Origin of the sequence: Phenylobacterium sp. (assembly GCF_036963605.1) — a bacterium.
In the GTDB taxonomy this organism is placed as follows: Bacteria; Pseudomonadota; Alphaproteobacteria; order Caulobacterales; family Caulobacteraceae; genus Phenylobacterium.
In genome coordinates this window covers 1-14,288 of the sequence record NZ_JBALUY010000081.1, presented here as the reverse complement: position 1 = coordinate 14,288, position 14,288 = coordinate 1, and the positions used below count along the sequence as shown (strand labels likewise).

General features: G+C 67.9%; 15 protein-coding genes. 5 read left to right on the top strand and 10 right to left on the bottom strand.

All coding sequences use genetic code 11. From position 1 onward, the window contains the following. From V7702_RS14135 to V7702_RS14110, 6 genes are all read right to left on the bottom strand, one after another. Nucleotides 1-643, bottom strand: a 643-nt coding sequence (locus tag V7702_RS14135) for a ParB/RepB/Spo0J family partition protein (RefSeq protein ID WP_335650740.1), incomplete at its 3' end; no start/stop codon positions are given. Nucleotides 644-661: 18 nt separating this feature from the next. Beyond that, the gene (locus V7702_RS14130) at nt 662-1,507 is read right to left on the bottom strand and encodes a ParA family protein (RefSeq protein ID WP_335650738.1); all 846 of its coding nucleotides are present in this window, start codon (nt 1,505-1,507) and stop codon (nt 662-664) included. After that, complete coding sequence (gene rsmG / locus V7702_RS14125) at nt 1,491-2,198, bottom strand: 16S rRNA (guanine(527)-N(7))-methyltransferase RsmG (protein ID WP_335650737.1); 708 nt, start codon at nt 2,196-2,198, stop codon at nt 1,491-1,493. The genes V7702_RS14130 and rsmG overlap by 17 nt, the downstream gene beginning before the upstream one ends. Then, nucleotides 2,195-4,093: a tRNA uridine-5-carboxymethylaminomethyl(34) synthesis enzyme MnmG gene (gene mnmG, locus V7702_RS14120; RefSeq protein ID WP_335650736.1), complete on the bottom strand. Its 1,899-nt coding sequence runs from the start codon at nt 4,091-4,093 to the stop codon at nt 2,195-2,197. Before mnmG ends, rsmG begins: the two co-directional genes overlap by 4 nt. 185 nt (nt 4,094-4,278) lie before the next feature. Then, nucleotides 4,279-5,580, bottom strand: coding sequence for a tRNA uridine-5-carboxymethylaminomethyl(34) synthesis GTPase MnmE (gene mnmE, locus V7702_RS14115; protein WP_335650735.1), 1,302 nt, complete (start codon nt 5,578-5,580; stop codon nt 4,279-4,281). After that, entirely contained in the window at nt 5,577-5,831 is a 255-nt protein-coding gene (locus V7702_RS14110; protein ID WP_335650734.1) for a DUF6489 family protein, read from the bottom strand. The genes mnmE and V7702_RS14110 overlap by 4 nt, the downstream gene beginning before the upstream one ends. A gap of 169 nt (nt 5,832-6,000) precedes the next feature. Here V7702_RS14110 and V7702_RS14105 point away from each other — a divergent pair, with 169 nt between their 5' ends. The 3 genes from V7702_RS14105 to V7702_RS14095 are packed head-to-tail and all read left to right on the top strand — an operon-like array spanning nt 6,001 to nt 7,902. Next, the gene (locus V7702_RS14105) at nt 6,001-6,699 is read left to right on the top strand and encodes a dienelactone hydrolase family protein (protein WP_335650733.1); all 699 of its coding nucleotides are present in this window, start codon (nt 6,001-6,003) and stop codon (nt 6,697-6,699) included. Continuing rightward, nucleotides 6,699-7,670 carry a quinone oxidoreductase family protein gene (locus V7702_RS14100; RefSeq protein ID WP_335650732.1) on the top strand — a complete coding sequence of 324 codons (972 nt, stop codon included), beginning with the start codon at nt 6,699-6,701 and terminating at the stop codon, nt 7,668-7,670. Before V7702_RS14105 ends, V7702_RS14100 begins: the two co-directional genes overlap by 1 nt. Nucleotides 7,671-7,695: 25 nt before the next feature. Further along, a complete protein-coding gene (locus V7702_RS14095; protein WP_335650731.1) occupies nt 7,696-7,902 on the top strand; it encodes a hypothetical protein in 207 nt (68 codons plus the stop codon). 283 nt (nt 7,903-8,185) lie between these two features. Here the strand turns inward: V7702_RS14095 and rho are convergent, their stop codons facing one another. The 4 genes from rho to hemE all read right to left on the bottom strand — a co-directional run bounded on the left by rho (nt 8,186) and on the right by hemE (nt 12,331). Next, on the bottom strand, nt 8,186-9,562 hold the full coding sequence (gene rho / locus V7702_RS14090) for a transcription termination factor Rho (RefSeq protein ID WP_335650730.1): 1,377 nt from the start codon (nt 9,560-9,562) through the stop codon (nt 8,186-8,188). Between the two features lie 242 nt (nt 9,563-9,804). Further along, a complete protein-coding gene (locus V7702_RS14085; RefSeq protein ID WP_335650729.1) occupies nt 9,805-10,266 on the bottom strand; it encodes a CopD family protein in 462 nt (153 codons plus the stop codon). Beyond that, entirely contained in the window at nt 10,263-11,303 is a 1,041-nt protein-coding gene (gene hemH / locus V7702_RS14080) for a ferrochelatase (RefSeq protein WP_335650739.1), read from the bottom strand. Before hemH ends, V7702_RS14085 begins: the two co-directional genes overlap by 4 nt. Further along, nucleotides 11,300-12,331, bottom strand: coding sequence for a uroporphyrinogen decarboxylase (hemE, locus tag V7702_RS14075; protein ID WP_335650728.1), 1,032 nt, complete (start codon nt 12,329-12,331; stop codon nt 11,300-11,302). Before hemE ends, hemH begins: the two co-directional genes overlap by 4 nt. Before the next feature lie 537 nt (nt 12,332-12,868). Here hemE and V7702_RS14070 point away from each other — a divergent pair. Next, nucleotides 12,869-13,711, top strand: a complete 843-nt coding sequence (locus V7702_RS14070; RefSeq protein ID WP_335650727.1) for a pyruvate, water dikinase regulatory protein — start codon at nt 12,869-12,871, stop codon at nt 13,709-13,711. Beyond that, the coding region (locus V7702_RS14065) for a Maf family protein (RefSeq protein ID WP_335650726.1) at nt 13,708-14,288 on the top strand (581 nt) is incomplete at its 3' end. The genes V7702_RS14070 and V7702_RS14065, both read left to right, overlap by 4 nt.

Genomic DNA, 14,288 nt, shown 5'->3' with positions numbered 1-14,288 from the left:
CCAAGGCCTCGGCGTTGTCCGAGGTGATGAGGGCCCGGGCGTGGCCGGCCGAGAGCTTGCCCTCCACCACCAGGTTCAGCACCGAGCCGGGCAGGGTCAGCAGGCGCAGCATGTTGGCCACATGGCTGCGGCTCTTGCCCACCACCTGGGCCACCATCTCCTGGCTGCGGCCGAACCGGGCGATCAGCACCTCATAGCCGCGGGCCTCGTCGATGGGATTGAGGTCGGCCCGCTGGACGTTCTCGACGATGGCGATCTCCATCACCTGCAGGTCGTCGAGCTCGCGGACCACGACGGGCACATTGTGCAGGCCGACCTTCTGGGCCGCCCGCCAGCGCCGCTCCCCGGCGACAATCTCGAAGCGGCCATTGGCCTTGGGCCGGACCAGGATCGGCTGCAGCACGCCGCGTTCGCGGATCGAATTGGTCAGCTCCTCCATGGCCTCGTCGTGAAACACGGTGCGGGGCTGGGTCGGGTTTGAATCGACCAGGTCGATCGGCAGCTCGCGCGGGGGCGCCGTGGGCGTCATCCCACCCGACTCCGAGGCCGTGGCGGCGGTCGCCGCGCCATCTGCGTTCTCGTCTTCGGCCTCGCCCAACAGGGCCGACAAGCCCCGGCCCAGGCCCCTGCGGTTTTCCGCCATGCTCATCTTCCCAACTCTTTAGGCGGCCTTGGCGCGCCGCTGGCGCTCGCGGACCACGACTTCGCGGGCCAGCTTCAGATAGGCCTGGCTGCCGGCGCATTTCAGATCATAGACCAGCACCGGCTTGCCGAAGGACGGCGCCTCCGACACCCGCACATTGCGCGGGATCACGGTCTCATAGACCTTCTGGCCGAAGTGCTCGCGCACATCGCTGGCCACCTGTTCGGACAGGCTGTTGCGGCGATCATACATGGTCAGCACCACACCCTGGATCTCCAGGGCCGGGTTCAGGCTGCCCCGCACCAGTTCCACCGTCCGCATCAGCTGGGTCAGGCCTTCCAGGGCGAAGAACTCGCACTGCAGGGGGACCAGCACGGCGTCGGCGGCGGTCATGGCGTTGACGGTCAGCAGGTTCAGCGACGGCGGGCAGTCGATCAGGACATAGGTGAAGTCCCCGTCCCGGCGGATCTGCTCCAAAGCGTCCCGCAGCTTGAACGACCGCCGGCTCTGCGATCCGATCTCCAGCTCGACGCCCGACAGGTCCGGATCGGCCGGAATGATGTAGAGGCCCGGCAGGTCGGTGGGCACCACCGCCTCGACCGCCGGCTTCTCGCCCATCAGCACGTCATAGAGGGTGGTCTTGCGCTTGGCCCGGCCCACGCCCAGGCCGGTCGACGCATTGCCCTGCGGATCGGAGTCGATCAGCAGCACCTTCTCGCCGACCGCGGCCAGGGCGGTGCCCAGATTGATGGCCGTGGTGGTCTTGCCCACCCCGCCCTTCTGGTTGGCGATCACCAGGACGCGGGCGCGGCTGGCGCCGGCGACGGCGGGCCGGACGTCCTGGACCTCAGCTTCGACGGACATGGATCTTGTTCCTCAGGCGAACGATGCGGCCGCGGGGATCGCTGGCGCTGGGCAGAAGCTCCGCCTCGAACCGCCAGGCCGACCGCGCCGCCTCGATCTCGGAGGCCACGTCCTGGCCCTTGAGAAAGAGGGCGGTATTGGTCCCGTCCAGCCAAGGCTTGGCATAGCCCAGCAGGCGCGTCATGGGGGCGCAAGCCCGGGCGGTCACGATATCCACATCCCGCGACAGGTTTTCCGCACGGTCGTTGTGAATCGTCGCCGGCAGGTCCAGGACGCTGACCACCTCCTCCAGGAAGCGGCACCGCTTGGCCATGCTCTCCACCAGGTGGACTTCGAAGCCTTCGCGCCCCTGGCCGAGAATGGCCAGGACGATTCCGGGCAGGCCGGCGCCGGCGCCCAGATCCGCCCAGGTCCGGGCCTCGGGCGCCAACAAAATGAGCTGAGCGGAGTCCCAGGCATGCCTTCCCCAGAAGTCGGGCAAGGTCGCCGGGCCGACCAGATTCATCCTTTGATTCCAGTCGGTTAGCAGGTCCCGATAGGTCCGTAGAGCCAGAATCTGGGCCTCGGAGGCTCCGCTGAGCCGCACAAATTCCGCCTCGTCGATGTGGGGTACGGCGCTGTGCGCCACAGAGGCGATTTTTTCGGGGCCGTTTTCGGCGGTTTCCGCCGTCGGCAGAGGGGTCGCGCTCATGCCGCCACCTTGCGCCGGACATGGGCCAGCAGGGCGGTGAGCGCGCCGGGCGTCACGCCCTCGATGCGCGCGGCCTGGCCGAGCGTCAGCGGGCGGATGGCGGCGAGCTTTTCGCGCACCTCATTGGAGAGCCCGCCGACGCCGGCATAGTCCAGCTCGGCCGGCAGGCGCAGGTCTTCGTCCCGACGGAAGGCCGCGACATCGGCCGCCTGGCGATCGAGATAGCCGGCATAGCTGGCGTCGATCTCCACCTGCTCGCGGATCTCCGGCGCCCAGGCGTTCAGCTCTGGCCAGATCGCCGCCAGGTCTTCGAAGGCGATGGTCGGATAGGCCAGCAGCTCGACCACATTGCGCACCACCCCGTCGGCCTTGACCGGCAGGCCGGCTTGCGCCGCCTTGGCCGGCGACAGGGTCAGGCGCGTGGCGGTGTTACGCGCTTCGCCCAGGGCCGCAGACTTGGCGCCGAAGACGTTCGAGCGCTCGGAGCCGACCACGCCCAGCGCGATGCCCTTTTCCGTCAGCCGCTGGTCGGCGTTGTCGGCCCGCAGGATCAGGCGGAACTCCGCCCGGCTGGTGAACATGCGGTAGGGCTCGGTCACACCGCGGGTCACCAGGTCGTCGATCAGCACCCCGATATAGGCCTCGTCCCGGGCGAACACGTGGGGCTCGGACCCGCCGGCGGCCCGCGCCGCGTTCAGCCCGGCCACCAGGCCCTGGGCGCCGGCCTCCTCATAGCCCGTGGTGCCGTTGATCTGGCCAGCCAGATAAAGGCCCGGCAGGCGCTTGACCTCCAGCGTCGGATAGAGCTCGCGGGGGTCCACATAGTCATACTCGATGGCGTAGCCATACCGGCGCACCCTGACCCGCTCCAGGCCAGGAATGGTGCGCAGGAACAGGTCCTGGGTCTCTTCGGATACCGAAGTCGAAATGCCGTTGGGATAGACGGTGTCGTCGTCCAGCCCCTCCGGCTCCAGGAAGATCTGATGGCTGGTCTTGTCGGCGAAGCGGACGACTTTGTCCTCAATGGACGGGCAGTAGCGCGGCCCCCGGCCGCTGATCCGACCGCCATAGACCGCCGATTCCGACAGGCGCTCGGCGATGATCCGATGCGTCGCCTCGGTGGTGTGGGTGATGCCACAGGCGATCTGTGGCGTGGTGATCGCTGTGGTGAGGAACGAGAAGGGCGTCGGCGCATCGTCCGCGGCCTGCATCTCCAGCCGGTCCCAGGCGATGGTCGAGCCGTCGAGCCGCGCCGGGGTGCCGGTCTTCAGCCGCCCCATGGAAAGCCCGCTGTCATAGAGCCGGTCAGCGAGGCCGATGGCCGGGGCCTCGCCAGCGCGACCGGCCGGAATGCGGCGGTCGCCCAGATGGATCAGGCCCTTGAGGAAGGTCCCCGTAGTCAAGACCACCCGGCCCGACCGATAGGTGGCGCCGCTGGCGCCCACCACGCCCTCTACCCGACCGTCGCGGACGATCAGATCTTCAACGGCCTCACCCTTGAGGGTCAGGTTGGGCGTGGCCGCCAACTCGACCTGCATCGCCTCGCGATAGAGCCTGCGGTCGATCTGCGAGCGCGGCCCGCGGACGGCGGCGCCCTTGGAACGGTTCAGCAGGCGGTACTGGATGCCGGCCTTGTCGCCCATCCGCGCCATGACGCCGTCCAGGGCGTCGATCTCGCGCACCAGATGGCCCTTGCCCAGGCCGCCAATGGCCGGGTTGCAGGACATCTCGCCGATGGTCTCCAGCTTGTGCGTCAGCAGTAGGGTGCGCGCGCCCACCCGCGCCGCCGCGGTGGCGGCCTCACAGCCGGCATGGCCGCCGCCAATGATGATGACGTCCCAGGTCTGAGCGTCGCCTGACGCATCTGTCCGTGGATGGAAGAGTGGGGTGTTCACGCCGTGACCTTGAATTCCGGTCGCCTCTGCGGGCGCAGGGCGGCCCTCATATATAGGCGAGCCGCGGGCCGAGGTCGACGGGCGCCGGGGTCACACCTCAGGTTTGACGTGGTCTTGCCGAGGCAAATTCGCTGTTTCACGTGAAACATGGGGCGCGTCCCGGCATGACCGTTTCACGTGAAACATCACTTGCCGATGCAGAAGCTAGAAAACACCCGGTCCAGCACATCCTCCGCCCCGATCCGCCCTGTGATCCGGTCCAGCGCCCGCGCCGCCAATCGCACATCCTCGGCCGCCAGTTCGGGATGGTCGGTTTCAGCCAAGGCCCGCTCCAGCCGCTCCGTGGCCTCAGCCAGCAATTCCCGATGCCGAAGGCGCGTGGCGGCCGGCGGCTCGGCGCCCCCAAGATCGGCGGTCACCCGCTCGGCCAGGGCCGCCTCCAGCCAAGCCAGGTCGTTGGGGCTGCGGGCGGTGAAGGGCGTGCCGATCCGGGTCGCCGGCTCGCCCAGGTCCCGCTTGGTGGCCAGGATCAGATCGTTCGGTCCCGCGCCCTCCGGCGGCCGGTCGCTCTCATCCTCGCGGCCATCGAGGAGCCAGAGCCGCAGATCGGCCCCCTCCCCCCAGGCCCGCGCGCGGCGCACCCCCTCGGCCTCGATCTCGTCCTCCGTGTCCCGCAGGCCTGCTGTATCGGCCAGGATCACCTTGTAGCCGGCCAGGACCATGGGCACTTCGATGATGTCCCGGGTGGTGCCGGCCGTGGCGGTGACGATCGCCGCCTCCCGCCGGGCCAGGGCGTTCAAGAGCGTGCTCTTGCCCGCATTGGGCCGACCCATCAGGGCGATCCGGTAGCCTTCCCGCACCCGCGCGCCCCGCTCCGCCGCCTCCGTCGCCGCCTTCAGCTCGGCGATCAACCCCTGCAGGGCCGGCGCCGCGCGGGCCGCCACATCGGCCGGAATCTCCTCGTCGGGGAAATCCACCGCGGCCTCCAGCACCGCCAGGGCCTCCACCAGACCTTCGCGCCAGCGGGCCTGGGCGCCGCTCAACCGGCCGCCTAGCTGGTCCAGGGCCTGGCGCCGTTGGGCCTGGGTCTCGGCTTCGATCAGGTCGCCCACCCCCTCGGCCTGGGCGAGATCGAGCTTGCCGTGCTCGAAGGCCCGGCGGGTGAACTCCCCGGCCTGGGCCAAGCGAAGACCCTGGGCGGCCAAGGCTTCCAGCACGCCCTCGACCACGGCGGGGCCGCCATGCAGGTGCAGTTCGGCGCTGTCCTCCCCGGTATAGCTGGCCGGCCCGGGGAACCAGAGCACCAGGGCCTCGTCCAGCAATACGCCGTCTGGGCCGATCAGCCGGCGCAGGCCTGCTGTTCGCGGCGCGGGCAGGCGGCCGCCAAGCCGTCGCAGCACGGCGCCCGCCCTGGGTCCGGAGATCCGCACGACCGCCACAGCGGCCCGCCCCGGCGCCGTGGCCGCAGCATAGATGGTGTCGCTCATTTAGGCCGGGCGCCGGCGCCCATGGCGCTCTCGGCCGCCGCCGTCATCAGCTTGCGGAATTGCTCCTGGGCGCCGGCGCCGAAGGCCGTCCAGGCCTTCACCAGTTCGTCGGGCGAGGCCATGGCCATGTTCTGCTCCATCCGCGACTGCATCTCCTTGACCAGCCGCTCGTTCAACTCGGTGACGTCCGGCAGGCCCAGAAAGGCGCGGGCCTCGGTGGGGGAGCAGTCGATCTCAACCGTCATCTTCATGGGAACCTCCGGTGCGCCAGGAATCGGGCGCGGTGGCGACATTGTTATGATCGCTTGTTAGGTATGGGCTCGCCTTAGGGACCAGCAACACCACATCCTAGGTAGGCGATAGTTGGCGGTCGAGGCGAGCCCCTCGCGCCGCACGAGTCCAAACGCACGGGAGCAGCATATGGCCGGCCAGACCCTCGACATCAAAACCCCAGACGGCGCCTTCTCGGCCTATGTGGCCAGGCCCGCCCAGACCCCGGCGCCGGCCATCGTGGTCCTCCAGGAGATCTTCGGCGTCAACAAGGTGATGCGCGACATCTGCGATGACTACGCCGCCCAGGGCTATCTGGCCGTCTGTCCTGACCTGTTCTGGCGGATCGAGCCAGGCGTCGACATCACCGACCAGAGCGAGGCCGAATGGAAGAAGGCCTTCGAGCTGATGAACGCCTTTGATCCCGACCAGGGGGTCCGCGACATCCGTGTGGTTATCGACACCATCCGCGGCAACGCCGACTGCACGGGCAAGGTTGGGGCCGTTGGCTTCTGCCTCGGCGGGCTGCTGGCCTTCACCACCGCCACCCGCACCGACGCCGACGCCAGCGTGGCCTATTACGGCGTGGGCATCGAGCAGCGGACCGGCGAGGCCGAACGCCTGGCTCACCCGCTGATGCTGCACATCGCCGAGGAAGACCAGTTCGTCCCCAAGGCCGCCCAGGAGCTGATCCTCGGCGCGCTGAAGAACCATCCGCAGATCCAGATCCACACCTATCCCGGCTGCGACCATGCCTTCGCCCGCAAGGGCGGCGAGCACTACAATGCGCAGGCCGCCGAGGCCGCCAACGCCCGGACGGCCGCCTTCTTCGAAGCGAACCTCCGCTAATGCGCGCCGTCCGCATCGCCCGCACCGGCGGGCCCGAGGTGCTGGAGCTCGTTGAGATCGAACGCCCCGCGCCCGGCCCCGGAGAAATCCTGGTCCGCAACCAGGCCATCGGCCTCAACTTCATCGACACCTATCACCGCACCGGCCTCTATCCCGTGAAGCTGCCCTCTGGCCTCGGCCTGGAAGGCGCCGGCGAGGTAGTCGAGGTCGGCGAGGGCGTCGACCGGTTCGGCCCTGGCGACCTGGCGGCCTATGCGTCCGGCCCCATCGGCGCCTATGCCGAGTTTCACGTGGTGAAGGCCGCCCGAGCCGTGAAGCCGCCGGCCGGTGTCGGGGCCGATGTGGCCGCCGCCGCCCTGCTGAAGGGCATGACCGCGGAATTCCTCCTGCGCCGTTGCTTCCCCGTCCAGGTCGGACAGACCATCCTGGTCCATGCGGCGGCCGGCGGGGTTGGCTCGATCCTCGTCCAGTGGGCCAAGGCGCTCGGCGCCACGGTGATCGGCACGGTGGGGTCGGAGGAAAAGGCCGAGCGGGTCCGCGAGCTGGGCGGTGACCACGTCATCCTCTATCGCGAGCAGGATGTGGCCGCCGAGGTCCGGCGGCTGACCGACGGGGCCGGCGTGCCCGTGGCCTACGATTCGGTCGGCGCCGCCACCTTCGAGGCGACCCTGAACAGCCTCGCCCGACGGGGCCTGTTCGTCTCCTATGGCAATGCGTCTGGCCCGGCGCCGGCCTTCCTGCCGGGCCGGCTGTCGCAGCTCGGCTCGCTGTTCCTGACCAGGCCGACCCTGTTTGACTATGTGGCCACCACCGAGGAGCTGGACGCCAGCGCTGCGGCCCTGTTCGACGTGATCGCCAGCGGAAGGGTGCGGATCGACATCGGCCAGACCTTCCCTCTGGCAGAAGCGAAGGCCGCCCATGAGGCCCTGGAAGGCCGCGAGACGGTCGGCGCCTCGCTCCTCGTCCCGTAATCAACAGACCTTGGGGGCGCAAAGCATGGGCAGTTTTTCCGTCTGGCACTGGCTGATCGTAATCGTTTGGCTCTTCGTGCTGATCTATCCGGTGGGCAGGATTTTCTCCCGCCTGGGCATCCCGTGGGCCGTGGCCTTCCTGATGATCGTTCCGATCGTCAACATCGTGATGCTGTGGGTGGTGGCCTTCATCAAGTGGCCAAGGGACCACGCCCCGCCGCCCCAGACCTGATGTTTCACGTGAAACATGTGTGAGCGGGCCTTGCGTCCTTCGAGGCTCGCTGTCGCTTGCATCTCAGGATGAGGGAGGTGGGTGTGGGCTGAAGCGTCTCAGTCCGTCCTCATCCTGAGGCGCCCGAAGGGCCTCGAAGGACGAGGGCGGATGCTCGGGCTCGACCCGAGCATCCATGAACACTGGCCTAATTGCGGTGTGCATGGGCCCTCGGATCAAGTCCGAGGGCGACGGAGGAGGCGCTAGCCGCAAACCAAAAGGGGGCCGTCGGGCCCCCTTTTCCTTACGTGTTCATCGACTGGAAGAAGTCGTCGTTGTTCTTGGCGTTGCGCAGCTTGTCGAGCAGGAACTCGATGGCGTCCTGCGCCCCCATGGGGTTGAGGATCCGGCGCAGCACATAGGTCTTCTGCAGCTGGTCCTTCGGGGTGATCAGCTCTTCCTTGCGGGTGCCGGACTTCAGCACGTCGATGGCCGGGAAGATGCGCTTGTCGGCGACCTTGCGGTCCAGCACGATCTCCGAGTTACCGGTGCCCTTGAACTCTTCGAAGATGACCTCGTCCATCCGGCTGCCGGTGTCGATCAGGGCGGTGGCGATGATGGACAGCGAACCGCCCTCTTCCACGTTCCGCGCCGCGCCGAAGAAGCGCTTGGGCCGCTGCAGGGCGTTGGCGTCGACCCCGCCGGTCAGCACCTTGCCCGAGGACGGGACGACGGTGTTGTAGGCGCGGCCCAGACGGGTGACGGAGTCTAGCAGGATGACCACGTCGCGCTTGTGCTCGACCAGGCGCTTGGCCTTTTCGATGACCATCTCGGCGACCTGCACGTGGCGGGTGGCCGGTTCGTCGAAGGTGGAGGCGATGACCTCGCCGCGCACGGTGCGCTGCATGTCGGTCACTTCTTCCGGCCGCTCGTCGATCAGAAGGACGATCAGATAGATTTCGGGGTGGTTGGCCTCGATGGACTTGGCGATGTTCTGCAGCATCACCGTCTTGCCGACCCGCGGCGGGGCGACGATCAGGCAGCGCTGGCCCTTGCCCAGCGGAGCGACGATGTCGATCACCCGGCCGGACCGGTCCTTGAGCGTCGGGTCGTCGATCTCCATCCGCAGGCGCTCTTCGGGATAGAGCGGCGTCAGATTGTCGAAGTGGACCTTGTGGCGGACGTTTTCCGGGTCTTCGAAATTGATCTGGTCGACCTTGACCAGGGCGAAATAGCGCTCGCCTTCCCGCGGCGCGCGGATGGCGCCGACCACGGAATCGCCGGTGCGCAGGCCGAATTTCCGGATCTGCGAGGGGCTCACATAGATGTCGTCGGGGCCGGGCAGATAGTTGGCCTCGGGGCTGCGCAGGAAGCCGAAGCCGTCGGGCAGCACCTCCATGGTGCCGGACCCTGAGATCTCCACGCCTTCTTCGGCGAGGGTCTTCAGGATGCCGAACATCATGTCCTGCTTGCGCATCGAGTTGGCGTTCTCGATGTCCATCTGCTCGGCGAAGGCCAGCAGGTCGGAGGAGGATTTCTCCTTCAACTCCTGGAGCGACATCTTGGTCAGGCCCATGGCGGCGATCGCCTGGGAGGCCAGGGACGGCTCGTCTTCGGCGTCCATGCCGGCGTCGTCGTCGGTCTGGGAGTCCAGGACTTCGGTTTGGGTGTCTTCGCTCATCGGGTCTTTGAAGCTCTGAGAGGGGTGTATGTCGGGCCGCGAACCGCCGGACGGAGTCCGGGCGGGCGGGGACGAGAGGGGGCGCGGGTTGGACGGCGCCGGTTATGTTGTCTCGAGGACCGGGCCGTCGGCGATGAACGCGCGGCGCCGGGAAAAGGCGGGGCGCAGGATTTCTCCTGCGTGGCTAACGCAAAACCACAGCCGGGGGGCGGAGGTCAAGGGCCGTCTCACACCAGATGGGGTCAGCGGCCGCCGAATTCCAGGGTCACGGCCAGGACTGCGACGATGGCGATCAGGAACGGGATCTCATTGGTGGCCCGCCAGAACTTGGCGCTGCGGGGCCGCTCGCCAGCCGCGATCTTCTTTCGCGCGCCGGCCAGCATGCCGTGCCAGCCGGACAGGAAGATCACCAGGGCGAGCTTCAGCATCATCCAGGGCTGCAGCAGGAAGGCCCAGCCCTGGCCCATGGCGTGCACATGATACATGATCAGGCTCAGGCCCAGGATCCAGGTCAGCACCATGGAGGGGTTGATGATGATCTTGAGGAGCTTGGCCTCCCACACCTTGAAGTGGGCGTCGAACTCGCTGCCAGGGGGCGCGGTTTCGGTGTGATAGGCATAGAGCCTCGGCAGGTACATCATGCCGGCCATCCAGGCGATCACTGCGATGATGTGCAGGCCTCGAAGCAGATCAAACCAGTTCATGCCGCCCTCCCCGTCCTGCAGGCGCATTTTCCATAGTCGGCGGGACAGGTCCAGCCGCCGGCCGGCGCGATCTTCGGCGCATCGTCCAGGGCGTTCAGCACCATATCGCCGAGGCCGGTGATGAATCCGGGCGTGATCCCCAGGGCCGGAACCCGCAGATAGGGGGCGCAGCCGATCGCCTTGGCGATCTCGGCATATTCGTGGTCGAGCTCCACCAGCGTCTCCACATGCTCGGAGACAAAGGCGATAGGGGTCAGGATCACGCCCTTGCCATCGGCCTGGGCCTGGCGAAGCGCAACCTCCGTGGACGGACCAATCCACTCCATCGGCCCCACCCGGCTCTGGTAGCAGACCTGCCAGTCGGCAAGCTCCGGCAGGCGGGCGGCCACGGCCGCAGCCGTGGCCTCGATCTGGGCCTGGTAGGGGTCGCCCCGCTCAATGACCTTCTTGGGCAGGCCGTGGGCGGAGAACAGCAGGCGCAGGTCCTTAGGCTTACCCGCCGCAGCCCAGGTCTGGGCGATCTGGTCGGCATGGGCTTCGACCAGCCGGTCCTGCGTGGGATAGCAGCAGACCGTACGGACGACGCCCCGACCCTTATAGGCCTTGGCCCAGTCCTTGAGGGACGAGCCCGTCGTGGTGGTGGAGAACTGCGGATAGAGCGGCAACAGCACGATCTCGTCGGGCGCAAAGGCCGCCACCTCGGCCGCCGTGGCGTCAGCCCGCGGGTTCCAGTAGCGCATGGCGATGAAGACCCTGGTCTCCAGCTCCGGCGCGGCCCTGGCCAACTCGGCCTCCAGCGCCTGGCTCTGAGCCTTCGTCTCCGGCAGCAGGGGCGAGCCGCCGCCCATGATGGCGTAATTGGCCTGGGCGGTCTTCTTGCGGGTGGTGGCGATCAGGGCGGCCAGCGCATAGCGGAACGGGGCCGGCAGGCCGATGATCGCCGGGTCGCGGAACAGGTTGAACAGGAAGGGCTGGACAGAGTCCTGGTCGTCGGGTCCCCCCAGGTTGAAGAGGACGACCGCGAGCTTTTTCATCAGGTCCCCGTCACGCGGCGAACCGCGCGCTCGATATTCTCCACCGGTGTGTCCGGCAGGACGCCGTGGCCCAGATTGAAGATATAGGGCCCCTGGCCCCATTGGTCGATCAGGGCGTCGATGCGAGCGTCCATGGCCGGGCCGCCGGCCCGCAGCAGCAGATTGTCCAGGGCGCCCTGGATGGCCTTGCCACCGGACTGGATCTTGCGGCCCATGGCGGCGCTGGCCTGGGTGTCGAGGGCCACGGCCTGGACCGGCACGGCGGCGGCGTATTTTTCCACCAGTGCGCCAGCCCCGCGGGGGAAGCCGATGAAGGGGGTGTCGACGCCGGCGGCGCGGACCTTCTCGATGATCGCCGCATGGGGCCGGATGACGATGCGTTCGAAGACATCCTCGGCCAGGCCCTCGGCCCAGCTCTCGAACAGCTTCAGGGCCTGGGCGCCGGCCTTGGCCTGCATCACCAGGTAGCGGGCGGTGGACTCCACCAGGATGTCCAGCAGGCGGTCGAGATCCTCGGGGTTCTGGTAGGCGTAGGTCCGCGCGCCGGACCGATCGGAGCCCCGGCCCTCGATCATATAGGTGGCCACGGTCCAGGGGGCGCCGGCGAAACCGATCAGGGCGCGCTCCGGCTCCAGTTCAGCCCGCACCCGGGTCAGGGTTTCGCCGATCTCGGAAAGCCTTCCGGTCGAGGCCTCGATCTCGGCCTCCATGGCCGAAAGCGCCGGCAGTTCGCCGAGCCTGGGGCCTTCCCCGGTTTCGAACCAGACCTTCTGCCCGAGCGCCTTGGGCAGCAGCAGGATGTCGGCGAACACGATGGCCGCATCCAGGGGGAAGCGGCGCATGGGCTGCAGGGTCGCCTCGGCGGCCATCTGCGGATTGTGGCAGAAGGCGATGAAGTCCGGGGCCCTGGTGCGCAGCTCCCGATATTCCGGCAGGGAGCGGCCCGCCTGACGCATGAACCAGACCGGCGGACGATCGAGGGTTTCGCCGGCCAGGGCGCGAAGGAGGCGGGGCTTGGTCGTGTCACTCATGCCAAGCCTTAAAGCCGCTCCGGCCCGCCTGCTCAAGGGGCCAGGTGGACGCACAGTTCACCCCTCTTCCTGAAAGAAAGATTCTGGTTTGAGGAAGAGATTGAAGTAGGGCCGGTCAGACCCGGGGAAAACCGGAAACGACTGGCTCCATACCGCCTTCACCCACAGTGGGCGCCGGGCTTGTCCCAAGGCGTGAGGAGGCCCTGTGAATTGCGGGCGCCAACGTCTGAGCGCCGCCACATTCCTTAACGAAACCTTAAGAACCAGGCCCGTCCGCCCCGAGGCTCGCGGGGACCCGGCCTGAGGACGACCCGCGTCGAGGCCAGGCGCCTGTGTTTACCTTTCGTTAAGACTTTCCCCATGGGCTGAACCGGTGGACGCCTGCGCCTCCAATGTCCGATCCTTACAGGCCGGCGGCTCGCACCCTCCGCCGCGGCGGATAAGTCGCCCCCTATCCCCAAGTTCGCCCGCCTCCTTTAAGAGACTTATCGACTCCTCGGTCCCCAAGAGCATTTTGTCGCAGGCGCCCCCCTCGGTATGACCCACCCGCGCATCGCCACCTACTTCCACGTCCACTTGGTGTCGGACTCCACCGGCGAGACCCTGAACGCCATGGCGCGCGCGGTCTGCGCCCGGTTCGACGACGTCCTGCCGATCGAGCACATCTATGCGCTGGTCCGCTCGCAGCGGCAGCTGGACCGCGCCCTGTCGGACATCGAGTCCGCGCCCGGCCTGGTCATTCACACCATTGTCGACGCCGAGCTGCGCGCGGCCCTGGAGGAAGGCTGCCGCCGGCTGGAAATGGCCTGCATCCCAGCGCTCGATCCGCTGGTCTCGGCGGTGTCGCGCTATCTGGGGGTCAATACGACCACCCGGGTCGGCGCCCAGCATGCCCTGGACCACGACTATTTCAACCGGATGGACGCCCTGAACTACGCCATCGGCCATGATGACGGCCAGGGCGGGCAGGATCTGGAACAGGCCGACGTGGTCCTGGTGGGCGTGTCACGAACCTCCAAGACGCCCACCTGTATCTATCTGGCCCACCGCGGGGTGCGGGCGGCCAATGTGCCCCTGGTGCCGTCGCGGCCTATCCCCGACAAGCTCTTACAGCTCAAGAACACGCTGGTGGTGGGGCTGACCATTTCGCCCGACCGGCTGATCCAGATCCGGCGCAACCGGCTGCTGAGCCTGAAGGAGAACCGCACCTCGGCCTATATCGATGTGGACAATGTGCGCGAGGAGATCGTCCTGGCCCGCAGACTCTATGAGCGACAGGGCTGGCCGGTGATCGACGTCACCCGCCGCTCGGTGGAAGAGACGGCCGCGGCCGTCATGAACCTGCTCACCGCCGGGCGCCAGGTGGATATCCTCGGATGAGCCGGGTCATACTTGCTTCCCAGAGCGCGGCCCGCAGCCAGATCCTGGCCGGCGCCGGCGTCGCCTTCGACAAGATCGTCTCCGGCGTGGACGAGGATATGGTCAAGGCCCGCATCCAGGCTGAGGGCGGCAGTCCCAAGGCCGTGGCCATAGCCCTGGCCGAGATCAAGGCAGTCACCGTCTCGGCCGCCGAGCCGGGCCTGGTCATCGGCGCCGACCAGACCCTGGAGTTCGAAGGCGCGCTCTATGACAAGGCGCTTGATCGCGCCGAGGCCCGCGCTCGCCTGCTGGCCCTGCGGGGCAAGCCGCACTTCCTGCATTCGGCGGTGGCGCTCGCCCTGGACGGCGAGGTCCTATGGTCGGAGACCGCCTGCGCCACGCTGACCCTGCGCGACTTTTCCGACGCGTTCCTCGACCACTATCTCGACCTGGAGGGCGAGGCCCTGCTGGGCTCGGTGGGCTGCTACCGGCTGGAGGGACCCGGCGCCCAGCTGTTCGCCGCCATCGAGGGGGACTACTTCGCCATACTGGGCCTGCCGCTGGTGGGCCTGCTCGACCAACTGCGCCAGCGCGGAGC